Consider the following 23,351-nt stretch of genomic DNA (forward strand, 5'->3'; position numbering starts at 1 on the left):
CCGGGCGCAGGGCAGGGGCACCGATGCCCCCGCGAACTATCGCGCTGATCACGCCACCAAGGCTATCGCTCCCTACCGGGGGGCCGTCATGAGCCGTATGTGTACAAAACAGGGGGTGGAACTTTGACGTTCTGCACAGGGGCGCTGCGCCGGCCTGGCCGACACGGGGGGTGGGGGTGGCTGAAAACAGGCGGTGATGGTGCGGGTGCGTGGGGGCTGGTCGCGCAGTTCCCCGCGCCTAAAAAACATGGCTGCGAGCAGTCGTGCCTCCCCCAGTGCCTCAAGGGCCTGGGAGGTGCCCCCAGGGCGGCACGGGTGGGCTGGGGGTCCCCCCGCTGGGGGAGGCACCCCGCAAGCGCCGGTAAGCGACCTCACCCCCCGGCCTCAGCCCACCGGCACCGGCACCCGCTCACGCCACCAACCGCTGCGCCTCCTCGACCGCCTCCGCCAGCGAGTCCACGACCGGCACCCCGACCTCCTCCAGACTCGACCTCCCGTGCGACCCCCCGGTGTACAGCACCGCCTGCGCCCCCACCGCCTGCGCCGCCACCGCGTCGTCCGCCGCGTCCCCGATCACCACGGTCCGCCCCGGCTCCACACCCGCCAGCTGTCGCAGGTGCCGCACCATGTGCTCGGCCTTGCTTCCCCCCGACGGCCCGACCCGTCCCTCCACCCGTACGAAGTGCGGCTCGATCCCGAACCCCCTTACCAGCGGGACCAGTTCGTCATGCACGTACATGCTCAGCAGCGACTGGCTGCGCCCCGCCGAACGCCACCCGGCCAGCAGCTCGGCCGCCCCCTCGGTCAGCCCGCACCTGGCTCGGTGCTCGGCGTAGTACCGGTGGAAGATCACGTCCATGACCTCCCACTCGGCCTCCGTCGGCAGCCGCCCCATCAGCCGCTCGTAGAACTTCGGCACCGGCACGCAGTACAGCGCCCGGTACTGCTCCAGCGTGATCGGCGCCAGGCCCAGCTCGGCCGAGGCCGCGTTCGTCGCCCCGATGATCGCGTCGTTGTCGTGGAACAGCGTCCCGTTCCAGTCCCAGACAATGTGTGCGCTTCCGTGCTTCCCCATGCCAAAAACGCTACCCGCCACCACTGACAATCAAGACCTCCGGCACATCACCGCAGGTCACAGGCGAACCGTCGGGCCCCGCCGGCCTCGCTTCAGCCGCCGAGCCCCACCAGGTTCGGGATCTCCTGCGTGGCGTACCAGAGCAGCTCGTGGTCCTCGGCCCCGTCCACGACGAACTGCGCGTCGTCGTCCCCGCCGTCCGCCGCCTTGAGCGCCCCGGCCGCCGCCGTCACGTCCTGCTCCGCGTCGTCGGAGTCGACGTGCACCGAGGCCGCCCTGGCCAGCGCCACCGTCCCGGTCACCCGGACCTCGCCCAGCGCCGCCGGGTCGAGCCCGCGGTCCGGGTCGGCCGCCGCCGCGCCGTCGGGCACGTCGACGGCGACCACGACCCGGCGCCGCATCGCGTCCGGGTCGGCGGCCAGCAGCCGCAGGGAGGCCAGCGCGGCCCGGTTGAGCGCGGCGTACTCCAGTTCCTCTATGTCGTCGGAGAGGTACCACTCCCGCAGCGCGGGCGTGACGGCGTAGGCGACGAACGGACCGGTTCCCAGCTCGCCCGTCCTGTGCGCCTCGGCGAGCCCGGGGAGGGTCAGGGGGACGTAGACGCGCATGGCTGGGCCGCTCTCTTCCGGGCTCTTCGACTCTGCTTCGGCATTGACGCCCCGCGGAGGGCCTGGCGCCTTCCGGAGGGCCTTCAGGATACGTGCGGGCGTCCCCTTTCGGGTCCCGGGAGGTGACGTCGGAGGCGTCCACCCGACGCCCTGCGATTCACCCGGTGCGACCGCCCGCCCAGCGGGTTTCCGGCACCCCCGGCCACTCGGATAGGTGAACATTCCGGGACCCCCGACACGGACCGCCACCGCCTTGCTGTGCCGGTCCCGGTCCGTACAAGATCCGTAACCAAAAGTTACCGCCCGGTACCCGCCGGGCCCGCCGAACGGGGATCCCCATGAACAAGGTCATGACCAGGACAGCCCAGCTCCGCCCGGCCGGCCGTCCGCCCGGCCGCCGCGACTCCCGCCGGCCGGGCGCCCCCTCCTCCCGTCGGCCGCTCACGCCTCCGGCGGCCCCGCCGGGCCCCCGCCCCACCGACCTCTTCGCGGAGCGCCTGCTGGCCGTCCTGAGCGGCCGCCGCCCGGTCCACTGGATGCTCCGGCACACCGCGGGCCACGCCTACGACGACCTGGCCCGCCTCGCCGAACGCGGCCCCCTGCGCACCCGCGGCACCGACCCCGTCGTCCGCGACATCGGCTACTACGTCCCCCGTGGCGGCGCCCTGGAGGTCTTCGCCCGCATCGCGGCGGGCGACCGGCTGCGCGCGCTGGCCTTCCGCCTGGAACAGGGCGCGGACCTGCGCTGGCGCTGCACGGCAGTGGAGATGGGCGGCCCACGCCCGCCACACGGCCCCTGACGGCCGGACCGAGAGGAGGGCCGGACCGAGGCCGGACCGCGGGGCGGGCCGAAGCGGCGGCCCTGTCGAGGCCACGCAGGTGTCCGCCCCGGGCCCCTCACGCAAGCCGAAGGGCCGGCCCCCTCTCCAGGTGGCCGGCCCTCGCGAAGCGCTCGCTGGTGCTGGGGTTACTTCCTGCGGCCGCGGCGGCTCTTCGCCTGCTTGCGGCGCTCGGCGCGGGTCAGGCCGTCGGCCTCGGAGCGGGCCGGCTCATCGTCGTCGTAGTCGAACTCGCCCTCGACGATGCCGCCCTCGCCGTCCACCGTGGCCGCCGAGAAGTGCATGCCACGCCGCTGCGGCGCCTCCAGACCCTTCGCGCGGATCTCGGGGCGGGAGCCCGCCTGGGCCGGCACCGCGTCCTGGACGCCCTCCGCGGCCTCGGTGTCCTCGACCGGGACCTCCTCGACCTGCTGCTCGACCTGGACCTCCAGGTTGAACAGGTAGCCGACGGACTCCTCCTTGATGCCGTCCATCATCGCGGTGAACATGTCGAAGCCCTCGCGCTGGTACTCGACCAGCGGGTCCTTCTGGGCCATCGCGCGCAGGCCGATGCCCTCCTGGAGGTAGTCCATCTCGTAGAGGTGCTCGCGCCACTTGCGGTCCAGGACCGACAGCACGACCCGGCGCTCCAGCTCACGCATGATCTCGGAGCCGAGCTGCGTCTCGCGCGACTCGTACTGCTCGTGGATGTCGTCCTTGATGGACTCGGAGATGTACTCGGCGGTCAGGCCCGCACGGTCGCCGGCCGCCTCCTCCAGCTCGTCGACGGTGACCTTGACCGGGTAGAGCTGCTTGAAGGCGCCCCACAGACGGTCGAGGTCCCAGTCCTCCGGGAAGCCCTCGGCGGTCTCCGCGCCGACGTACGCGTCGATCGTGTCGTCCGTGAAGTGCTGGATCTGCTCCTGCAGGTCCTCGCCCTCCAGGACGCGGCGGCGCTCGCCGTAGATGACCTCGCGCTGGCGGTTGAGCACCTCGTCGTACTTCAGGACGTTCTTACGGGTCTCGAAGTTCTGCTGCTCGACCTGCGACTGCGCGGACGCGATCGCGCGGGTGACCATCTTGTTCTCGATCGGCACGTCGTCCGGCACGTTCGCCATGGACATCACGCGCTCGACCATCTGGGCCTTGAACAGGCGCATCAGGTCGTCACCGAGGGAGAGGTAGAAGCGGGACTCGCCGGGGTCGCCCTGACGGCCGGAACGACCGCGCAGCTGGTTGTCGATCCGGCGCGACTCGTGCCGCTCGGTACCGAGGACGTAGAGCCCGCCGAGGTCCTTGACCTCCTCGAACTCCGCCTTGACCGCCTGCTCGGCCTTCTCCAGGGCGGTGGGCAGCGCCTGCGCCCACTCCTCGATGTGCTCCTCGGGGTCGAGGCCGCGCTGGCGCAGCTCCGCCTCCGCGAGGTCCTCGGGGTTGCCGCCGAGCTTGATGTCCGTACCACGGCCGGCCATGTTGGTGGCCACCGTGACGGCGCCCTTGCGGCCGGCCTGCGCGACGATCGTCGCCTCGCGCTCGTGGTGCTTCGCGTTGAGCACCTCGTGCTGGATGCCACGCTTGGAGAGCTGCTGCGAGAGGTACTCCGACTTCTCGACGGAGGTCGTGCCGACCAGGATCGGCTGACCCTTCTCGTGCTTCTCCGCGATGTCGTCGACGACCGCCTCGAACTTGGCGACCTCGGTGCGGTAGATCAGGTCCGACTGGTCCTTGCGGACCATCGGCCTGTTCGTCGGGATCGGGACCACGCCGAGCTTGTAGATCTGGTGGAACTCGGCGGCCTCGGTCATGGCCGTACCGGTCATGCCGGACAGACCGGGCTGTTCCTTGTCGTTGTGGTCGTGACGCTTGTAGAGGCGGAAGAAGTTCTGCAGGGTGATCGTGGCGAGGGTCTGGTTCTCGTCCTTGATGTCCACCCCTTCCTTCGCCTCGATCGCCTGGTGCATGCCCTCGTTGTAGCGGCGGCCGGCGAGGATTCGGCCGGTGTGCTCGTCGACGATCATGACCTCGCCGTCCATGACGACGTAGTCCTTGTCCTTCTTGAAGAGCTCCTTCGCCTTGATGGCGTTGTTCAGGTAGCCCACCAGAGGGGTGTTCACCGACTCGTAGAGGTTGTCGATGCCCAGCCAGTCCTCGACCTTGCTGACGCCGGACTCGTGGATGGCGACCGTGCGCTTCTTCTCGTCGACCTCGTAGTCGCCGGTCTCCTCGATGCCCTTGAGCGGGTTGCCGGCCTCGCCCTTCTTCAGGCGCAGGACCAGCTTGGCGAAGTCGCCGTACCACTTGGTGGCCTGGTCGGCCGGGCCGGAGATGATCAGCGGCGTACGGGCCTCGTCGACCAGGATGGAGTCGACCTCGTCGACGATGGCGAAGTTGTGGCCGCGCTGGACGAGCTCGTCCTGGGCCCACGCCATGTTGTCACGCAGGTAGTCGAAGCCGAACTCGTTGTTCGTGCCGTACGTGATGTCGCACGCGTACTGCTCGCGGCGCTGGGCCGGCGTCATGTTGGCGAGGATGCAGCCGACGGTGAGGCCCAGGAACTTGTGGACGCGGCCCATCATCTCGGAGTCGCGCTCGGCCAGGTAGTCGTTCACCGTGATGAGGTGGACGCCCTTGCCCGACAGCGCGTTGAGGTACGCGGGCAGGGTGCCGACGAGGGTCTTGCCCTCACCGGTCTTCATCTCGGCCACGTAGCCGAGGTGGAGGGCCGCGCCACCCATGATCTGCACGTCGTAGTGACGCTGGCCGAGGGCGCGCTTGGCGGCCTCGCGGACGGTGGCGAACGCCTCGGGGAGCAGGTCGTCAAGGCTCTCGCCGTCCGCGTAGCGCTGCTTGTACTCATCGGTGAGGGCCCGCAGCTCGGCGTCGGAGAGGTCGACGAAGTCCTCTTCGATGGAGTTGACCTGGTCCGCGATGCGGTGCAGCTTGCGCAGGATCTTGCCTTCGCCTGCACGCATGATCTTCGAGAGGACGGACACGGGGGTTTGTCTCCTTGCCGGTCGGGCCTGGGAGGGTCGGTTTCCATTTGACGTACTGAGCAACGGCCATCGTATGCGAGGACCCGGCCGTGTCGGGAGGCCTGTCGGCCCGACGGCCGTCCGTCGCCTTTCAGAGGGCCCTGCCGGCCCACTTCGTGCTTCATCCGGGACAACGGCCAGGGCAGGCGGATAGTGCCGCGCCGGGGCGAGGAATTGCGCGAAATGTGATCACGCACTCACGGAGAGCGAAATCTATGGCGTACCGGACGCCCTGGCGAGCAGAATCAGCCGATGGAACCCGTCACGCTCACCACCCCTCGTCTACTGCTGCGCGCGGTCGGCCCGCAGGACACCGACGCGGTGTACGCGGCCGTCCAGGATCCCGACATCCAGCGCTGGACGACGATTCCTTCGCCCTACCTCGCCGAGCACGCCCGGAGCTTCACGGAGCAGATGGTCCCCGACGGCTGGTCCGAGGGTTCGATGTTCACCTTCGGCGTCTTCCTGCCGACGGGAGGGCTGGCCGGGATGCTCGCCCTGACCATGCGCTCCCTGGGGACGGCCGAGGTGGGTTTCTGGACCGCCAAGGAGCACCGCGGCCACGGCTACACCGCCGAGGCCACCCTCGCGGCCGCCCGTTGGGCGTTCACGCGGATGGCGATCGACCGGGTCGAATGGCGTGCCGAGGTCGGCAACCACGCCTCCCGCGCGGTCGCGGAACGCGCGGGCTTCACCGTCGAGGGCACCCTCCGCTCCTCCCTCAACAACAAGGGCGTACGACGCGACTGCTGGGTCGGCTCCCTGCTCCCCTCGGACCTGGGCCTGCCCTCCGCGGCGCCCTACCTGCCGACCCCCTCGCGGGGCTGAGACCCCAGCTCATGCCCGGCTGTCAGTGCCTCCCTCTATCGTCCGATCCATGACGACCCTCCCGCGCCCCGCCGCCGCCCTCTCGGCGGACGAAGCCCGCCGTATCACGCTGAAGGCACAGGGCTTCCTCGGTGCCCCCGACCGCCGTTCCGGCGTCCGGGGCGTGCTCCGCCACCTCGGCGCGGTCCAGCTCGACACCATCTCGGTCCTCGCCCGCTCGCACGAGCTGATTCCGTACGCCCGCCTCGGCCGCGTCGGCCGCAGGACGGTCGAGGCCGCCTACTGGCAGGACGCGCACGCCTTCGAGTACTGGTCGCACGCGGCCTGCATCCTCCCCATCGAGGAGTGGCCGCACTTCGCCTTCCGCCGCCGCGCCTACCGTGGCCGCCCGCACTGGAACCACGATCTCCCCGACGGCGTCTACGACCAGGTCATCAAGCAGCTGCGCGGCGAAGGCCCGCTGACCGCGACGGAGCTGGGCGGCGCGAAGAAGACCAGCGAGTGGTGGGACTGGTCCGGCACCAAGGTCGCCGTGGAGCGCGCGCTGATGTACGGCGAGGTGGTGTGCGTCGAGCGGCGCGGCTGGAAGCGGGTGTACGACCTGGCCGAGCGCGCGGTCCCGGGCGCGCTGCTCCACGACGAGCTGGACGACACCGAGTGCCTGCGCCGCCTGGTCCGGCTGGCCGGGCAGTCGCTGGGCGTCGGCACACGCGCCGACATCGCCGACTACCACCGGCTCAAGGGCGAGCAGGTCGACGCGGTGATCGCCGACTCGGGTCTGGTCCCGGTCGAGGTGGAGGGCTGGGGCAAGCCCGCCTGGGCGGACCCCGCGGCCCTGGCCGCACCCCCGCGCGGCCGGCACCGTACGACGCTGCTCTCCCCGTTCGACTCGCTGATCTGGGACCGGGCACGCACGGAGCGGATCTTCGGCTTCACCCACCGCCTGGAGGCCTACGTCCCGAAGCCGAAGCGGGTGCACGGCTACTACGCGATGCCGGTGCTGGCCGGCGGCCGGCTCGTGGGCCGGGTGGACCCGGCGCGCGAGGCGGGCGGCATCCTGGTCGCCCGCCAGGTCACGCTGGACGGCCCGAAGGCGGTCCCGGCGGTGGCGGAGGCGCTGGTCGAGGCGGCGAGCTGGGTGGACTGCACGACGGTGCGCGTGGAGCGCGTGGACACCCCAGAGCTGCGCGAGCCGCTCCTCAAGGAGGTGACCCGCGCCCTGATCGCCGCGCTGCGCTGACCGCTGCCGGCGCTGAGGCCCCCGGCGCAGACGGCCTCAGCGGATTTCGAGGATCTTCTCCCGCATCGCGTAGACCACCGCTTCCATCCTGGAGTGCAGCTGCAGCTTCTCGAGGATGTTGCGCACATGGTTCTTCACGGTGTTCTCGGAGATGAACAACTCCTTCGCGATATCGCGGTTGTTCATCCCCGTGGCGACCAGCTTGAGCACTTCGAGTTCGCGGTCGGTGAGCCGCGGCGCCGGCACCAGCCGGCGCTCGTCGGTGCGCTGGATCATCGACTTGAACTCGGTGAGGAGTTTCGACGCCATGGACGGACTGATCTGCGACTGCCCGTCGGCCACCGCGCGAATGGCGGTGGCCACCTCGTCGGTGGAGATCTCCTTGAGGAGGTATCCGGTCGCGCCCGCTTTGATCGCGTCGTAGAGATCGGCCTCTTCATCGCTGATCGTCAGCATGATGATCTTCGCGCTGGGTGCGACCTCCTTGATGGAGGTGCAGGCCTCGATACCGCCGCGCTTGGGCATCCGGACATCCATCAGCACGATGTCGGGCAGCAGGTCGGCGGCCTTGTCGACGGCCTCCGCGCCGTCACCCGCCTCCCCGACGACCTGGATGTCCTCCTCGGCGGCGAGCACGATCTCCAGTCCGCGGCGGAAAAGGGCATGGTCGTCGACGACAAGGACTCTGATCGGTTCCTTGCGTGGAATACCGCCCGCGTCCGGGCCCATGCCGACGACGCCACCGTCGGCATCACCGTCCTGCATCGGTCCGAAGCTGTCCGCCATCGTTCCTCCCCCTGAAGGCTGTGGCCTGTGGTGCTGTGCCATCCGCCAACCCAAGGCAACGGCCCACCGATTGGGCCGTTGCGGCCATGATTCCATGCCCGGGCGACAACGGGGTGACCGAGCGGGGCGCGAAGTGGTCGCACACCGGTGCCCCTGGGGGCGCACACGCGCTTCCAGGGGCACAGGCTCAGCTGCCGGCCGGACCGGTCAGCCGCCCAGCGTGCCTCCCGCCGCGGGCGGTTGCGCCTGGGCGACCATCGGGTCCGTGTTGAGGTGGATGACACCGTAGTCGTACGCGTGCCGCCGGTAGACGACACTCGGCTCCTTGGTCTCGGAGTCGACGAACAGGTAGAAGTCGTGTCCGACCAGCTCCATCTCGTAGAGAGCCTGGTCGAGAGTCATCGGGGCGGCGACATGCGTCTTCTCGCGGACGACGAGGGGGCCTTCGCCCTGCACCTCGAGGGAGCCCATCTTCTTGGTGGGCACTCCGTCCGCGTCCTCGGGGTGGACGGGGCTGCCGTTCCCGTTGAGCGTCGCCGCGCCCGGGACGTGGTCGGGGACCTCGGCCGCCGAGATCCGCCGTGCGCCGCGGCGCGAGAACCGCTTGTCGTGCTGCTTGCGCAGCCGCGCGTCCAGCTTCTCCGCCGCCAGGTCGAGTGCCGCGTACGGGTCACTGGCCGCTGCCTCCGCCCGGATCACCGGACCGCGGGAGCGGAGCGTGATCTCCACTCGGTCGCAACGGTCGGCCTGTCGGGGGTTGGGCTCCTTGGACACCTCGACGTCGAGGCTGATCACCTTGCCGTCGAGCTTCTGGATCTTCTCCAGCTTCAGCTTCTCGGCCACGTGCTTGCGGAACCGCTCGGGCACCTCGGTCTTGCGGCCCTTGACGACGATGTCCACGCAGAACTCCGTTCCCGGATCACTCCGCTGCACTGCGGAGCATCTCCCTTTTGCACCCAGCTCCGGTGAACCCCGGAGCCTCGGACTCGGCGACTTCACCTCCTCCTCCCCCATGGGCAAGATCTGCACCCCAGCACCGCGATGATTGCGGAAAACCCGCGGCACGGCATTCGGATAGGGGAGACATGGCCTGCGGCTTTCTCCCTCACAACCGAACATATCTCGCCCGGACGGATGTCGTCACCCTCTACTGATGCGTACCTCCATTCAGGTGAATTGACCCCGTCACTGCCTGCAACGATGTACGTTCACGGTCAGTTCCGGTTCGTTTCGAAAGAATCCGGTGCGGCCGCGACCACGGCGGCACGGACCGGCCCTGCGAGGCCGTTCACCTCGGCCATTCCCGGTGTGTTCCGTGCCCACTTCGCCCGCTCTTCCGCCGGTCCGGTCTTCCGTTCCTCCCTTCCTTCCCAAGCCGCGCGCCGATACACAGTCGTTGTCGCCTCTCCTGCCCCTTCGGCCCCGGCAAACTCCCGCACCGCACGCGCCGCCTCGACGAGGGTGGCGCCCGTGGTGACGAGGTCGTCGACGAGGACGACCCGGCCCCCGGCCAGCAGCCGGGCACCGCCCGCCGTCATCTCCAGCGCGCCCGCGAGATTCGCGAACCGCTGCCGGGCGTTGAGCCCCGACTGGTCGGCGACGGCCCGCCGCTGCCGCAGCACCGGGACCACCCGGGCCGAGGCCCCGGCACGCCGGAGCTCCGCGGCCGCCGCGAGGGCGATCCGCCGCACCGGGTCATGCCCTCGCGCCCGCACGGCCCACGGCGCGGACGGTACGGGCACGAGCAGCACGGGCCCGGATGCGCCGGCGCCACCCGCCGTACCGCTCCACGAAGCGACGATCCGCGCGGTCCGGCCGTCCCGAAGCCCGGCCGAGCCGTCCCGAAGCCCCTCCTGAAGCCCGGCCCGTACCGCTCCCGCCAGCGCCGCGCCCAGCGCCCCGGCGAGCGCCAGCGCACCGCGCTCCTTGTGGGCGAGGAGAGCCGCCCGTACCTCGTCCGCGTAAGGCGCCGCCGCGTACACCGCCGGCAGCCCGGGCGGCTCCGGCACCGGTCGCACCCGGCGCGGTACGGCCCCGTTCAGGGCGGCACGGCACCCGTCGCAGAGCACCGTGCGAGGCGTCCCACAGCCTCCGCACTCGGCCGGTAGCACCAGGTCGGTGAGGTCCTGCCACCACCCCCGCATGTGCCCACTGTGCCAATGCCCGGCCCGACCGGCCACCCCTGTGGACAACCGCCTGTGGACAACTCCATGCGACACGCACAGCACGTCACCCACACGGGTGAGAAGGGGCGTTGCTGTGCCCGGAGAAAGGTTGCCCGAGGCGCACGACAGCTCCCGTGCGCGGCCCACGAAAGGCCCACGAGAAGCCCTCGAAAAAACGGCCGCCCCGTCGGCTCGACGCCGGACCGGGACGGCCGCTCACGCACGGCGCGGGGCTCAGCCCGGATAGACCGGCACCGACCCGTCCTTGACCACCTTCTGCCACTGGTCCCCGGACGGCAGCCGGACGATCCCGTCGTCCTGCGAGTCGGCCACCAGCGGCACCCGGTCGTCCTCGGACGCGGCGATCGCCAGGACACCCGTGAGCGCCGCGGGCGCCGGCCCGTCCGGCGTGGAGCCGTCGACCTGGACGTACCGCGTCTGCTGCACGCCGCCCTGCTCGCGCCCGACCACCACGAGCCTGCTGTCCCCGGCCCAGGACATCGCGGTGACCTCCTCCGACCCAGGGGTCGCGGAGCGCAGTTCGAGGACCGAGACCTCCTGCTGGTCGTCGGACTTGGTGCGCTCGATCCGCCCGACGAGGAGCGACTGCTTGCCGTCCTTCTCGACGACGAGCGCGATCCGCACCCCGTCCGCGGCGACCCGCACGTCCTCGATGCGGCCGTCCAGTTCCGGGATCTGCACGGCCACCGGCTGGCCCACGCCCTGCGCCAGCATGTACAGCTGCGGCTTGGCGGGGTCGCGGTCGGCCACCCACAGGTCACCGCGGGCGTCCCAGCTCGGCGCCGTCAGCCGGTCGTGCTCGGTCGCACCGTGACTGGTCAGGACGGCGTCGCCCAGCGAACCGTCCGACGCGAGCGAGGTCACGTACAGCGTCCTGCCGTCGCTGGTGACCCCGGCCGCGGTCCGCTCGTCACGGGCGACCGCAACCGACCGCAGCGGCTTGGTGCCGGCGCCGAACGGGCCCGGCACCGCGACCGCGCTGGTGCCGGTGCCGCCGGTCGTCATCCGCACCAGCCGGTGCTTGCCGTCGAGGAAGTACAGGTAGTCGGGGCGCTTGGTGGAGGCACGCCAGGCGGTCGCCTCGGCCTCCTCCTCGGTGACGTCGCACATGTGGGCGCCGTTGACGGACTGCAGCGCGACCGAGTCCAGGGTGGGCGTCAGGTTGCGCAGCGTGAAGAGCAACTGGGTCGCCATCTCGCTGCACTTGGCGGAGCCGATCCGGGATGCCTTGACGTTCAGCGGCACCGTGAGCTGGTTCTGGTCGTCCGGGGTCAGCCCGGACACGCCCTTCTTCAGCGCCGTGCCGGTCGGGAAACTCGACCGGACCACCGGGCCGAGCCAGGTGGTGGGACCCTTGAGCAGCGAACGCACCAGCTGGGTCGTCGGATCCACCAGGCTGCGCACGAAAACGGGATCGGCGACCGCCACCGGCTGCCCGGTCTCCCCGGCCGACGTGTCCGAGGCGAAGTAGTACTTGTCGACCGACGTGTAGTTGCGCTGGAAGTCGGACTTGCCCATCACGACTCCCTGCGGCAGCGAGTCGATCCGCCACTGCCCGCTCTTGGCGTCCCTCGTCAGATGCACCGTCCTGCGGTACACCCCGTCCGCGGGCGTGTACGCCTGCTGCGCGTCGACGGTGGCCACCCGGCTGCCCTGCAGCGTGTAGGTGATGCTGTTCGTGCCCTCACGGTTCACCGGCCGCGGGTCCGTCTGGATGCTCGGCCCGTTCGCCAGCACCATGGCCTGCGACTCCGGCTGCCAGGTCTTCGCGGCCGCCTTGGTCAGGTACTTGCGCGCCGTGTCGTAGTTCGGGTCGTCACTGGTCAGGGCCTCCAGAAAACCCTGCACGATCTCCGTGGACGACGCGTCCTGCTGCGGCGGCATGGCGAAGACCCGCACCTGCGTGTCCTGCCGTGGCGTCGACTCGACGTCCCGCAGATCGCCGCTGTCCGGCATGGAGGCACAGCCCGCCAGAACCACGGCCCCACAGGCGGCGTACGCCACCGCGCGCGCCGGCCTGCGCCGGGCGCTCCCCTCGCGGTCAGCGCCCACGAAATGCCTCCCCTGGCTTGTTCGACTCGTCCACCCCGTCGCCCTGACCGGTCTCGGGCGTGCCCTCCTGACGCCGAGCGCCCTGGGCCGGCCGGGGCACCACGCGCGCGCCGTTGCCGGGCAGCGCGGTCGGATCGGCGGTCGGGGTCACGGCGGCCATCCGCTGCGCCATCGGCGCGAGCGACGCCGCCTGGCCGCCGCCGGGCTGCACCGGCACGGTGGCCCGCTTGTCCTCGCCGCCGCTCGGCAGACCGGCCTCGCCGAGCCCCCGGTTGCGCCGGGAGTCCTTGGGCTCCAGGGGTATCGGCGAGCCCCGCAACGGCTCGTCCGCCGTCCTGGGGAGCGTCAGCCGGAACTGCGAGCCGCCGCCCGGTTCCCCCCACGCCTGCAGCCAGCCGCCGTGCAGCCGCGCGTCCTCCAGGGCGATCGACAGCCCCAGGCCCGTACCACCGGTGGTACGCGCGCGTGCCGGGTCGGCCCGCCAGAAGCGGCTGAAGACCCGGGTCGCCTCGCCGGGCTTGAGCCCGACACCGTAGTCGCGCACCGCGATCGCGACCGCCCCGCCGGCCGAGGCCAGTTTGACGACGACGTCCTTGCCCTCGCCGTGCTCGACGGCGTTGACGACCAGGTTGCGCAGCACCCGCTCCACGCGCCGGGCATCCGCCTCGGCCACCACGGGCTGCAGATCGCCGAGCACGCGTATGTGCGTGCCCTTGCGCTCCGCGAGCGGCGCGGCCCCGCTGACCACCCGCCGCACGACCTCCCTGAGGTCTATCGGCTCGGCCTCCAGCGCCGCCGCGCCCGCGTCGAAGCGGCTGATCTCCAGCAGGTCGGCGAGGAGCGACTCGAACCGGTCCAGCTGGTCGGCGAGGAGTTCCGCGGACCGCGCGGTCACCGGGTCGAAGTCCTCGCGGGCCTCGTGGATGACGTCGGCCGCCATCCGGACGGTCGTCAACGGCGTCCGTAGTTCGTGCGAGACGTCCGACACGAACCGACGCTGCATCCGCGAGAGGTCCTCCAGCTGCTGGATCTTCAGCTGGAGGTTCTGCGCCATCTTGTTGAAGGCCTCGCCGAGCCGCGCGATGTCGTCCTCGCCGGTGACCTTCATCCGCTCCTGGAGCCGCCCGGCCGACAGCCGCTCGGCGATTCCGGCCGCCATCCGCACCGGCGTGACGACCTGCCGTACGACGAGCCAGGCGATGGCCCCGAGGAGGACGACGACGAACAGCCCGGCCGTCGCCAGCGTGCCCTTGACCAGGCTGAGGGACTTCTCCTCCTGGGTGAGCGGGAAGAGGTAGTACAGCTCGTACGGGTCGTTGTTCGGATCGCTGACCTGCTTGCCGATGACCAGCGCGGGCTGCGACTCCTTGTCGTCCGTGTAGATGATCCGGGTATAGCTCTGCGCGGCCGTCGTATTGCCGTTGATCCGCGTGCGCAGGTCGTCGGGCACGCTGGCCGTCGGGTCGACCTGCCCGGAGGCCCGGGTGCGCCCGCCGCCGCTGTTGTTGTCGCCCGCAGGCAGTGTGACCACGTCGAAGGCGCCCTGACCGCCGCTGGAGAGCGACTCGACGAGGTCACTCATCCACGAGGTGACGTTCTGCGACTGCCGGCCGTCCGCCGACTGCGCGGTGTCACCGGTGCCGGTCGCGGCCTCGTCGGCCTTCTGCTTGGCCACCGCGAAACCACCGGTGGCCTGGCTCTGCGAGGCCTTCACCTTGGCGTCCAGCAGGCCGTTGCGCACCTGCCCGATGACGACGAAGCCGAGCAGCAGGACGACGCCCAGCGACATCAGCAGGGTCGTGACGACGACCTTGAGCTGGATGTTGCGCCGCCACAGCCGCATGACCGGCAGCAGCGGCCGCCGCACCCAGCGCATGAACAGGCGCAGCACCGGGCTGCCCTGAACCCCGCCCTGGAGCAAGCCGCCCTCGAAGAGCAGCCGCCAGCGCGAACCGAACCGCTTCCCGCCGACAGGCCGCTCCGGACGGTCCCCGGACCGGCCGGGGGCCGAAGCGGCACTGTCCCCGGACATGTCAGCTCGGTCCCGCCTTGTATCCGACACCACGGACGGTCACCACGATCTCCGGCCGCTCCGGGTCCTTCTCGACCTTGGAGCGCAGCCGCTGGACGTGAACATTGACGAGGCGGGTGTCCGCCGCGTGCCGGTAGCCCCAGACCTGCTCCAGAAGCACCTCACGCGTGAACACCTGCCACGGCTTGCGGGCGAGCGCGACCAGCAGGTCGAACTCCAGCGGGGTCAGCGCGATCGACTGCCCGTCCCGCTTCACCGAGTGCCCGGCCACGTCGATGACCAGGTCACCTATGGCGAGCTGTTCCGGTGCCGGCTCCTCCGACCTCCGCAGCCGGGCCCGGATCCGGGCGACCAGCTCCTTCGGCTTGAACGGCTTCACGATGTAGTCGTCCGCGCCCGACTCCAGGCCCACGACCACGTCGACGGTGTCGCTCTTCGCCGTGAGCATCACGATCGGCACCCCGGACTCCGCCCTGATCAGACGGCACACCTCGATACCGTCCCGACCGGGCAGCATCAGGTCCAGGAGCACCAGGTCGGGCTTGGTCTCACGGAAAGCGGCCAGCGCCTTGTCACCGTCGGCTACGAAAGACGGCTCAAAACCTTCACCACGCAGCACGATGCCGAGCATCTCGGCCAGTGCGGTGTCGTCGTCGACGACAAGGACTCGTCCCTTCATAAACGACATCATCCCATTCTCATAACAGTGAAGGTTGCGCAGGTGACCAGGGTCACCGGCCAGTGACCATAGTCGCTGGGGACCGTCACTGTCTGCCCCCGTCCGTCGACGTTGATGTCAGTGACGGATGTCAGCTCCGACCGCATGTGACGCCCGCTCCTCCTGACCCGCTACGTGGCGACCAAGCCCGAGAAGGAGTGCCGCTATGTCTGGCTGATCAGCACGCCGACAGCGCACAGAGCGAGTGCAAGCCCCATCAGACTCTTCTTCGCGCTGCGGCTGGAGGCCTGCCGCTGGAGTTCCCGCGCACCAAGCAAGGCACCGCAGAACAGGAGAGCGCCGGCAACGATGCGCCTGATCACCTGCATGGGCACCCGCTCAATCCTTCGCCGAGGTCTGCGGCGCTCACGGTACAGGCCCGTACTAAGCCGCACCGCTTCCCTCCTCAACGGGATGGGAGCACCCCGCGCACGCCACTGCTCGCCGGCCCTCGCGAACAGCGCCCCCGCCATCTATAGAGGTAGAGAAACCTGTAACAACTCTCTGTCCTACGGGCCGATGCAGGATCAGGAGAAGCCCCTGAGCCGGGGTTCGACCAGCGTCCCAAGTTGGCATGTGCTTCACCGGGATCTCGCGCGCCACCGCGGCCCGTTGGGGCAAGAACGCGGAGCACTGAAAGTTGGGCCGCACCCGTCGACACCGAGCGCGGCCTCGTCCGATTCGAAGGAGTCGAAGCCATGTCGAATCCTCTCCAAACCACCTGATTCGGCATCGCCCTGATGTCAACCATGGATGTCACGGCCCCTACGTCTGCGAATGGCCGCAGGTGGAGGGGCCGTTGCCGTCCGTCGAGCCGGCATCATCCCATCGGCTAAATCGCTACCTGGCGTGACCTTGCACACAGCTCCGCAAGAGCCTGAGCCGTCACGGGCGAAACGGCGCCTTCCTCGGTGACTATCGCCGTCACCAACTCGGGCGGCGTCACGTCGAACGCCGGGTTGTATGCCTGGGTCCCCAGGGGTGCCACCGGAATCCCACTGCCCGCTCCCGCCACCGGCACCTGCGGTGCTGTGACCTCGGTCACCTCGTATCCGGGGCGCTGCTCGACCTCGATGGATGCCCCGTCAGGTGTCTCCGGATCCACCGTCGTCAACGGCGCCACCACGATGAACGGCACATGGTGGTAGCGCGCGAGCACCGCGAGCGGATAGCTCCCCACCTTGTTCGCCACCGATCCGTCGGCCGCGATCCGGTCCGCCCCGATCAGCACCGCGTCGACCTCCCCCGCCGCGAACAGCGAACCGGCCGCGTTGTCGGTGAGCAAGGTGTACGCCATGCCGCTGCGAGCCGCCTCGTATGCCGTCAGGCGCGCACCTTGCAGCAACGGACGCGTTTCGTCCACCCAGAGCCGCCGCAGCCGCCCCGCCCGGTGCGCCCTGAGGGCCACCGCGAACGCCGTGCCCTCCCCTCCCGACACCAGCGAACCGGTGTTGCAGTGGGTGAGGATCCGGTGCCCTCCGCCGGGCAGCAGTTCCTCCAGCAGCGCCAGTCCGTGCTCGGCCATCCGGGCGCTGGCCTCGGCATCCTCCTGGTGCAGCGCCCGCGCCGCGCCCAGCGCCGCCGCGGCCGCCGCCCCGCTGTCCCCGCCCTCGGCCAGGGCGGACCGGTACGCCGACGCGGCCCTGTGCACCCCGACGGACAGATTCACGGCTGTGGGCCGGGCACCCGACAGCGCCACCGCGGCCTCGTCCACGTCGAAGCCCCGCGCGGCGGCGAGCGCCACGCCGTACGCCCCCGCTATCCCGAGCAGCGGCGCCCCCCGCACCGCGAGCGAACGGATCGCCTCGACCAGCGCCGGCGCGTCCGTGCACACCAGCTCGACCTCCTCCGCCGGCAGTCTGGTCTGGTCGAGAAGGACCACCACGGGACCTTCGGGCGGCTCCTCCCACCGGATCACTGGCATGCCCGTCGACCGCTTGTCCTCGCCGGTTTGCGCGTACTGATCAGCCATGCGCTCAGTCTGCCCCGTATCCGGCGGACAATTGAAGGTGCGCAGCCTCTACCGCGGCCGGTCACGGGGCGCCCACCCCATGGCACGATGGCAGCCAACCTGCCGCCGCGCTCGCGGACGGGCACCGTGAAGGAGCTTCGATGAACGACACTCCGGGCTGGGCCTCGCCCGGATCCGCCCCGTCCGACGGGCGGGAACCCGGCGCGTCCGCCCCTGCCGACCGCCCCGTCCCCGCAGGGCCTGTCGAACCGCCCGCCGATCAGCCGGGCACGGATCCACAGGGCTCCGGTTCGCAGTGGTCCAAGGAACAGCCGCCGCCCGGCCAGTGGTCCGCGCCCACCGGCGCCCCGGCACCAGGCCAGGCACCGCCGCCCCCACCCCCCGGCCCCGGCTGGGGCGGCCAGCCCCCCGGCGGCGGCTACGGAGGCTACGGAGGGCCCGGCAGACCCGGAGGCTACGGCGGCCCCGGCGGATACGGTCCGCCCGGCGGCTACGGAGCCTGGGGCGGCGGCTGGGGCGGCCCCCCGCCCGCCGCCAAGCCCGGCGTGATCCCGCTCCGCCCGCTCGGCGTCGGCGAGATCCTCGACGGCGCCGTCTCCACCATGCGCACGTACTGGCGTACGGTCCTCGGCATCTCGCTGACGGTCGCCGTCATCACCGAGGTCGCGGTGATCCTCCTGCAGGGCCTCGTCCTGAACGACACCGAGACCACCGACGCCCTCAACGACCCGAGCGCCTCCCTCACCGAGATCAGCCGCGCCGCCGGCGAGGTCGCGCTCAGCTCGGGCGCCGTCCTGCTGATCACCCTGGTCGGCACCATCATCGCGACAGCCCTGCTGACGACCGTCACCAGCCGCGCCGTACTCGGCAAGTCCGTGACCATCGGCGAGGCCTGGCGCGACGCCCGCCCCCAGGTCCTCAAACTGTTCGGCCTCATCCTCCTGACCGGGCTCATCGCGGTCGGCGTCCTGCTCGTCGGCGCGCTGCCCGGCATCGTCGTCGCGATCGCCGGCGGCCCGGGCGGCGCCATCGCCGCCCTGCTCATCCTCGGCATCCTCGCCGGTGCCGTCGTCACCGTGTGGCTGATGGTCCGCTTCTCGCTGGCCTCGCCCGCCCTGATGCTGGAGAAGCAGGGCATCACCAAGTCCCTGAGCCGCTCCACCAAACTCGTCCGCGGCTCCTGGTGGCGGGTCTTCGGCATCCAGTTCCTCGCCTCGATCATCGCCAACATCGTCTCGTCGCTCGCCGTGATCCCCTTCACCCTGATCGGGGCCTACGCCGGCGGCCACGGCCTGACCGGCTTCCTGGAGAACACCAACGACAATTACGGCTGGACGTTCCTCGTCATCAGCGGCATCGGCTCGGTGATCGGCTCCATGCTCACCTTCCCGATCAACGCGGGCGTCACCGTGCTCCTCTACATCGACCAGCGGATCCGCCGCGAGGCCCTCGACCTCGAACTGGCCCGCGCCGCAGGTGTCGAGAACTACGGCGCCGGCACCCCCGGCACCGTCCCGGGGAGCTGATGCGGTGAGCCCGACGGGGGGAGTCCTCGCAACGGTGCCCGCAGCCCTGCCGCGCGCCGCCGACGAGGCCGTACGAGGCCTGTTGCGGGCCCGGGACACAGCGCTGCTGTCGCTGACCGGCTCGGACGACCAACCGCCCGTGACCATCCCGCGCGACCCCGCGCGGGAGGCGGCACGGCGTGAACTGTCCAAGCGGATGTACCACGAGAACGACCCGGGGCTGTTCCAACGTGCACTGAACGCCGTCCTGGACTGGGTCGACCGCCTGCTCTCCGCCGCCGCGTCCGCGACGCCCGGAGGCGCACTGGGCCTGGTCGTCGTGGTCCTGGCCGTCATCGCCGTCCTGGGCGCCCTGTGGTGGCGCCTGGGTTCCCCCCGCCGCCAACCCGTCTCCGCCGCCACCCTGTTCGACGACCGCCCCCGCAGCGCCGCAGAACACCGCGCGGCCGCCGAGGCACACGCCGCCCAGGGCCACTGGAACCAGGCCCTCCAGGAACGCATGCGCGCCGTCGTCCGCGCCCTGGAGGAACGCGCCCTGCTCGATGTCCGCCCCGGCCGCACCGCCGACGAGGCCGCCGCCGAAGCCGGCCGCGCCCTGCCCGCCCACACCGACCGGCTGCGCGCCGCCGCCCGGGAGTTCGACGACGTGACGTACGGCGGCCGCAGGGCGACCCAGGCGTCGTACGACCGCATCGCCGACCTCGACCGCGACCTGGAACGCACCAAGCCGATCCTGGCCGGCAGCTCCAGCAGCACCCACAGCACGACCCACAACACCCGCCAGGGAGCCGCCGAATGACCACCGGCGTAGCCTTCCCGGCCACCTCCACCGCGCCAACCACCCGCCCGGTGTGGACTCGGACCCGCGGCATCGTCCTCGCCGTGGTGCTCGCCCTCGCCGGGGCCGTGGCGATCGCCGTCATCCGCTCCGACACCAGGCACGGCGACCTCGACCCACGCTCCGCCGACCCCTACGGCAGCCGCGCCGTCGCCGAACTCCTCGCCGACCGGGGCGTGGACACCCGTGTGGTCACCACCCTGACCGAGGCGCGCACCGCGGCCGGCCCCGACACCACCCTTCTCGTCGCCGTCCCGGACCTGCTGACCCCGCATCAGCAGTCCCAGCTGGAGTCGTCGACGGCCCGGTCGGGCGGCCGCACCGTCCTGGTCGCCGCCGGCAGCACGTCCGTCGAACGGCTCGCCCCCGGCGTGACCGCCGACCCCGCGAACAGCATCAAGTCCACGCTCGACCCGCACTGCTCCCTGGCGGCGGCCCGGCGGGCGGGCAGCGCCGACACCGGTGGCATCCGCTACACCACCACCCACCTCGACGCCAACACCTGCTACCCCAGCCAGCGCCTGGCCACGCTCCTCCGCATCCCCGCAGCCTCCGGAAACGGTGACACCGTCGTCCTCGGCGCGCCCGACATCCTGCTCAACGACCGCCTCGACAAGCAGGGCAACGCCTCGCTCGCCCTCCAACTCCTCGGCTCCCGCCCCCATCTGGTCTGGTACCTCCCCTCACTCTCCGACGCCACGGCCACCGGTACCGGCGACCAGAAATCCCTGTTCGACCTGCTGCCCTCCGGCTGGCTCTGGGGCACGCTCCAGCTCTTCATCGCCGCCGCCCTCGCCGCCTTCTGGCGGGCACGCCGGCTCGGCCCCCTCGTGCCCGAGAAACTCCCTGTGGCGATCCGCGCCTCCGAAACCGTCGAAGGCCGCGCTCGCCTCTACCGCAAGGCCGGCGCCCGCGACCGCGCGGCCGCCGCTCTTCGCTCCACCGCCCGCACCCGTCTCGCCCCCCTCGTAGGCGTCCCCGTCTCCCAGGCGCACGCGCCCGAGGCCCTGCTCCCTGCCCTCTCCGCCCACCTGCACGGCGACGGACAGACCCTGCAAGCCCTGCTCTTCGGACCGCCGCCCGGCGACGACGCGGCCCTCATCACCCTCACCGACCAGCTCGACGCCCTCGAAAGAGAGGTACGCCGTCCATGATGGACCCGACCGCTGACAACGCCGGGAACACCGGGAACCCGGCCGACGCCAGGGCCTCCCTGGAGGCCCTGCGCGCGGAGATCGCCAAAGCCGTGGTCGGCCAGGACCCCGCCGTGACCGGCCTCGTCGTCGCTCTCCTCTGCCGCGGACACGTTCTCCTTGAAGGAGTCCCCGGAGTCGCCAAAACGTTGCTCGTCCGCGCCCTCGCATCCGCGCTCGAACTGGAGACCAAGCGCGTCCAGTTCACCCCCGACCTCATGCCGAGCGACGTCACGGGCTCCCTCGTCTACGACACCCGCACCGCCGAGTTCTCCTTCCAGCCCGGCCCGGTCTTCACCAACCTCCTCCTCGCGGACGAGATCAACCGCACCCCGCCCAAGACCCAGTCGTCCCTCCTCGAAGCCATGGAGGAACGCCAGGTCACCGTCGACGGCATCCCACGCCTGCTCCCCGATCCGTTCCTGGTCGCCGCGACCCAGAACCCCGTCGAGTACGAGGGCACCTACCCCCTCCCCGAAGCCCAGCTCGACCGCTTCCTGCTCAAACTGACGATCCCTCTCCCCTCCCGCCAGGACGAGATCGACGTCCTCACCCGCCACGCCGAGGGCTTCAACCCACGCGACCTGCGCGCCGCCGGTGTACGCCCCGTCGCAGGCCCCGCCGACCTCGAAGCCGCCCGCGCAGCGGTCGCCAAGACGAACATCTCCCCCGAGATCACCGCCTACGTCGTCGACATCTGCCGCGCCACCCGCGAGTCGCCGTCCCTCACCCTCGGCGTCTCCCCACGCGGCGCCACCGCCCTCCTCGCCACCTCACGCGCCTGGGCCTGGCTGACCGGCCGCGACTACGTCATCCCCGACGACGTCAAGGCCCTCGCCCTGCCCACCCTCCGCCACCGCGTCCAACTCCGCCCCGAGGCCGAGATGGAGGGCGTGACCGCCGACTCCGTCATCAACGCGATCCTCGCCCACGTCCCGGTCCCCCGCTGATGCCCCTCACCGGACGCGCCGCCCTCATCGCGGCCATCGGGTCGGTCCCCATCGGCATCTGGGGACCGAGCTGGACCGGCATCCTCGCCGTCGACGGCCCACTGGCTCTGGCCTGCGCCTGCGACTTCGCCCTGGCGGCTCCGGTACGACGCCTCGTGCTGACCCGCTCCGGCGACACGTCCGCCCGTCTCGGCGAGACCGCGGACGTCACCCTGACGGTGACCAACCCGTCCCGGCGCCCCCTCCGGGCCCGCCTCAGGGACGGCTGGCCGCCCAGCAGTTGGCAGCCCGGCACGGAGGTGGAGGCCTCACGCCACCAACTGACCGTTCCCCCGGGCGAACGCCGACGCGTCACGACCCGCCTGCGCCCCACCCGCCGCGGCGACCGCCAGGCGGACCGCGTCACGATCCGCTCCTACGGCCCCCTCGGCCTGTTCTCCCGCCAGGGCGGCCACAAAGTGCCCTGGACTGTACGGGTTCTGCCCCCCTTCACCAGCCGCAAGCATCTGCCGTCGAAACTCGCCCGATTGCGTGAACTCGACGGCCGTACCAGCGTCCTGACCCGCGGCGAGGGCACGGAATTCGACAGCCTCCGCGAGTACGTCCCCGGCGACGACACCCGCTCCATCGACTGGCGGGCAACGGCACGGCAATCGGCGGTCGCGGTACGCACCTGGCGTCCTGAGCGCGACCGGCACATCCTTGTCGTCCTCGACACCGGACGCACCTCCGCCGGCCGCGTCGGCGACGCGCCCCGCCTGGACGCCTCCATGGACGCGGCACTCCTCCTCGCGGCCCTCGCGTCGCGCGCGGGCGACCGCGTGGATCTCCTCGCCTACGACCGCCGGGTGCGCGCCCTCGTCCAGGGCCGCGCCGCAGGCGACGTCCTCCCCTCCCTGGTCAACGCAATGGCCACGCTGGAGCCCGAGCTCGTCGAAACGGACGCCCGCGGCCTCACCGCCACCGCGCTCCGAACGGCTCCACGCCGTTCGCTGATCGTCCTACTGACGACGCTCGACACCGCTCCGGTAGAACAGGGCCTGCTTCCCGTGCTCTCGCAACTGACCCAACGGCACACAGTTCTACTTGCTTCAGTGGCCGACCCACATATCGCGCATATGGCGACGGCCCGCGGAAACGCCGACGCGGTGTACGAGGCAGCGGCGGCCGCACAAGCCCAGAGCGAACGGCATCGGACCGCGGAGCAACTGCGCCGGCACGGTGTGACGGTCGTGGACGCGACGCCTGATGATCTCGCTCCTGCGTTGGCGGATGCGTATCTCGCCTTGAAAGCGGCGGGTCGGCTCTGAGTCCCGGACGGCAGGGGCTCCAGGTCGGCCCCTGCCGATTTCTCTCCAAGCCCTCAAACGCGAAAGAGCCCCACACCGTGAGGTGTGGGGCTCTTTCCTAATATTTGTTCGGCGGTGTCCTACTCTCCCACAGGGTCCCCCCTGCAGTACCATCGGCGCTGTAAGGCTTAGCTTCCGGGTTCGGAAT

19 protein-coding genes and 1 rRNA gene are annotated in these 23,351 nt (G+C 71.1%); 8 read left to right on the forward strand and 12 right to left on the reverse strand.

All coding sequences use genetic code 11. The features are described from left to right. Positions 1–409 precede the first annotated feature (409 nt). Together ABT137_RS44370 and ABT137_RS44375 are read right to left on the reverse strand one after the other, a co-directional pair. Positions 410–1,075 carry an HAD family hydrolase gene (locus tag ABT137_RS44370; RefSeq protein ID WP_351718193.1) on the reverse strand — a complete coding sequence of 222 codons (666 nt, stop codon included), beginning with the start codon at positions 1,073–1,075 and terminating at the stop codon, positions 410–412. Positions 1,076–1,167: 92 nt separating this feature from the next. Further along, the gene (locus ABT137_RS44375; protein ID WP_351718195.1) at positions 1,168–1,683 is read right to left on the reverse strand and encodes a DUF6912 family protein; all 516 of its coding nucleotides are present in this window, start codon (positions 1,681–1,683) and stop codon (positions 1,168–1,170) included. Between the two features lie 338 nt (positions 1,684–2,021). Between ABT137_RS44375 and ABT137_RS44380 the strand changes: the two genes are divergently transcribed. Then, positions 2,022–2,483: an Rv3235 family protein gene (locus ABT137_RS44380; RefSeq protein ID WP_351718197.1), complete on the forward strand. Its 462-nt coding sequence runs from the start codon at positions 2,022–2,024 to the stop codon at positions 2,481–2,483. A 167-nt stretch (positions 2,484–2,650) separates the two neighbouring features. On the opposite strand, the gene secA is transcribed toward ABT137_RS44380, so the two are convergent. Next, on the reverse strand, positions 2,651–5,494 hold the full coding sequence (gene secA, locus ABT137_RS44385; protein ID WP_351718199.1) for a preprotein translocase subunit SecA: 2,844 nt from the start codon (positions 5,492–5,494) through the stop codon (positions 2,651–2,653). A gap of 291 nt (positions 5,495–5,785) precedes the next feature. On the opposite strand from secA, the gene ABT137_RS44390 reads away from it, so the two are divergent. Both ABT137_RS44390 and ABT137_RS44395 read left to right on the forward strand, forming a co-directional pair. Next, positions 5,786–6,361, forward strand: coding sequence for a GNAT family N-acetyltransferase (locus ABT137_RS44390; protein ID WP_351718201.1), 576 nt, complete (start codon positions 5,786–5,788; stop codon positions 6,359–6,361). 49 nt (positions 6,362–6,410) lie between these two features. After that, entirely contained in the window at positions 6,411–7,601 is a 1,191-nt protein-coding gene (locus ABT137_RS44395; protein ID WP_351718203.1) for a winged helix-turn-helix domain-containing protein, read from the forward strand. Positions 7,602–7,637: 36 nt separating this feature from the next. Here ABT137_RS44395 and ABT137_RS44400 read toward each other — a convergent pair whose 3' ends face one another. The 8 genes from ABT137_RS44400 to mtnA form a co-directional block, all read right to left on the reverse strand. Continuing rightward, positions 7,638–8,387 carry a response regulator gene (locus ABT137_RS44400; RefSeq protein ID WP_351718205.1) on the reverse strand — a complete coding sequence of 250 codons (750 nt, stop codon included), beginning with the start codon at positions 8,385–8,387 and terminating at the stop codon, positions 7,638–7,640. 207 nt (positions 8,388–8,594) lie between these two features. Next, positions 8,595–9,287, reverse strand: a complete 693-nt coding sequence (gene hpf, locus ABT137_RS44405; RefSeq protein WP_382734141.1) for a ribosome hibernation-promoting factor, HPF/YfiA family — start codon at positions 9,285–9,287, stop codon at positions 8,595–8,597. A gap of 314 nt (positions 9,288–9,601) precedes the next feature. Then, a complete protein-coding gene (locus tag ABT137_RS44410) occupies positions 9,602–10,531 on the reverse strand; it encodes a phosphoribosyltransferase family protein (RefSeq protein ID WP_351718206.1) in 930 nt (309 codons plus the stop codon). A gap of 255 nt (positions 10,532–10,786) precedes the next feature. Beyond that, complete coding sequence (locus ABT137_RS44415) at positions 10,787–12,625, reverse strand: LpqB family beta-propeller domain-containing protein (RefSeq protein WP_351718208.1); 1,839 nt, start codon at positions 12,623–12,625, stop codon at positions 10,787–10,789. Then, on the reverse strand, positions 12,615–14,657 hold the full coding sequence (mtrB, locus tag ABT137_RS44420) for an MtrAB system histidine kinase MtrB (protein WP_351718210.1): 2,043 nt from the start codon (positions 14,655–14,657) through the stop codon (positions 12,615–12,617). Before mtrB ends, ABT137_RS44415 begins: the two co-directional genes overlap by 11 nt. Before the next feature lies 1 nt (position 14,658). Beyond that, positions 14,659–15,348 carry a two-component system response regulator MtrA gene (mtrA, locus tag ABT137_RS44425; protein ID WP_015659998.1) on the reverse strand — a complete coding sequence of 230 codons (690 nt, stop codon included), beginning with the start codon at positions 15,346–15,348 and terminating at the stop codon, positions 14,659–14,661. A gap of 191 nt (positions 15,349–15,539) precedes the next feature. After that, a complete protein-coding gene (locus ABT137_RS44430; protein ID WP_351718212.1) occupies positions 15,540–15,710 on the reverse strand; it encodes a hypothetical protein in 171 nt (56 codons plus the stop codon). Between the two features lie 497 nt (positions 15,711–16,207). Further along, a complete protein-coding gene (gene mtnA, locus ABT137_RS44435; protein WP_351718214.1) occupies positions 16,208–17,347 on the reverse strand; it encodes an S-methyl-5-thioribose-1-phosphate isomerase in 1,140 nt (379 codons plus the stop codon). Between the two features lie 140 nt (positions 17,348–17,487). Here mtnA and ABT137_RS44440 point away from each other — a divergent pair, with 140 nt between their 5' ends. From ABT137_RS44440 to ABT137_RS44460, 5 genes are read left to right on the forward strand one after another with little or no spacing between them, the layout of a single operon-like run. After that, positions 17,488–18,873 (forward strand): DUF7847 domain-containing protein, encoded by a 1,386-nt coding sequence (locus ABT137_RS44440; protein ID WP_351718216.1) that lies wholly within the window; start codon positions 17,488–17,490, stop codon positions 18,871–18,873. A gap of 34 nt (positions 18,874–18,907) precedes the next feature. Next, complete coding sequence (locus ABT137_RS44445) at positions 18,908–19,672, forward strand: DUF4129 domain-containing protein (RefSeq protein ID WP_351718217.1); 765 nt, start codon at positions 18,908–18,910, stop codon at positions 19,670–19,672. Further along, positions 19,669–20,865: a DUF4350 domain-containing protein gene (locus ABT137_RS44450; protein WP_351718219.1), complete on the forward strand. Its 1,197-nt coding sequence runs from the start codon at positions 19,669–19,671 to the stop codon at positions 20,863–20,865. Before ABT137_RS44445 ends, ABT137_RS44450 begins: the two co-directional genes overlap by 4 nt. After that, the gene (locus tag ABT137_RS44455) at positions 20,865–21,854 is read left to right on the forward strand and encodes an AAA family ATPase (protein WP_351718226.1); all 990 of its coding nucleotides are present in this window, start codon (positions 20,865–20,867) and stop codon (positions 21,852–21,854) included. The genes ABT137_RS44450 and ABT137_RS44455 overlap by 1 nt, the downstream gene beginning before the upstream one ends. After that, positions 21,854–23,164 carry a DUF58 domain-containing protein gene (locus ABT137_RS44460; protein WP_351718221.1) on the forward strand — a complete coding sequence of 437 codons (1,311 nt, stop codon included), beginning with the start codon at positions 21,854–21,856 and terminating at the stop codon, positions 23,162–23,164. Before ABT137_RS44455 ends, ABT137_RS44460 begins: the two co-directional genes overlap by 1 nt. 106 nt (positions 23,165–23,270) lie before the next feature. Here ABT137_RS44460 and rrf read toward each other — a convergent pair. Continuing rightward, positions 23,271–23,351 (reverse strand): 5S ribosomal RNA (rrf, locus tag ABT137_RS44465); the annotation flags it as partial.

This window comes from Streptomyces sp. NPDC001980 (assembly GCF_040296885.1).
GTDB lineage: Bacteria > Actinomycetota > Actinomycetes > Streptomycetales > Streptomycetaceae > Streptomyces.

What these genes read in the sequence shown, in the direction of transcription:
- mtnA (WP_351718214.1), bottom strand. Translation starts at nt 17,347, where the DNA reads ATGGCTGATCAGTACGCGCAAACCGGCGAGGACAAGCGGTCGACGGGC.
- ABT137_RS44450 (WP_351718219.1), top strand. Translation starts at nt 19,669, where the DNA reads ATGACCACCGGCGTAGCCTTCCCGGCCACCTCCACCGCGCCAACCACC.
- ABT137_RS44455 (WP_351718226.1), top strand. Translation starts at nt 20,865, where the DNA reads ATGGACCCGACCGCTGACAACGCCGGGAACACCGGGAACCCGGCCGAC.
- ABT137_RS44440 (WP_351718216.1), top strand. Translation starts at nt 17,488, where the DNA reads ATGAACGACACTCCGGGCTGGGCCTCGCCCGGATCCGCCCCGTCCGAC.
- ABT137_RS44410 (WP_351718206.1), bottom strand. Translation starts at nt 10,531, where the DNA reads ATGCGGGGGTGGTGGCAGGACCTCACCGACCTGGTGCTACCGGCCGAG.
- ABT137_RS44460 (WP_351718221.1), top strand. Translation starts at nt 21,854, where the DNA reads ATGCCCCTCACCGGACGCGCCGCCCTCATCGCGGCCATCGGGTCGGTC.
- ABT137_RS44375 (WP_351718195.1), bottom strand. Translation starts at nt 1,683, where the DNA reads ATGCGCGTCTACGTCCCCCTGACCCTCCCCGGGCTCGCCGAGGCGCAC.
- ABT137_RS44395 (WP_351718203.1), top strand. Translation starts at nt 6,411, where the DNA reads ATGACGACCCTCCCGCGCCCCGCCGCCGCCCTCTCGGCGGACGAAGCC.
- mtrA (WP_015659998.1), bottom strand. Translation starts at nt 15,348, where the DNA reads ATGATGTCGTTTATGAAGGGACGAGTCCTTGTCGTCGACGACGACACC.
- ABT137_RS44400 (WP_351718205.1), bottom strand. Translation starts at nt 8,387, where the DNA reads ATGGCGGACAGCTTCGGACCGATGCAGGACGGTGATGCCGACGGTGGC.
- ABT137_RS44380 (WP_351718197.1), top strand. Translation starts at nt 2,022, where the DNA reads ATGAACAAGGTCATGACCAGGACAGCCCAGCTCCGCCCGGCCGGCCGT.
- ABT137_RS44370 (WP_351718193.1), bottom strand. Translation starts at nt 1,075, where the DNA reads ATGGGGAAGCACGGAAGCGCACACATTGTCTGGGACTGGAACGGGACG.
- mtrB (WP_351718210.1), bottom strand. Translation starts at nt 14,657, where the DNA reads ATGTCCGGGGACAGTGCCGCTTCGGCCCCCGGCCGGTCCGGGGACCGT.
- ABT137_RS44390 (WP_351718201.1), top strand. Translation starts at nt 5,786, where the DNA reads ATGGAACCCGTCACGCTCACCACCCCTCGTCTACTGCTGCGCGCGGTC.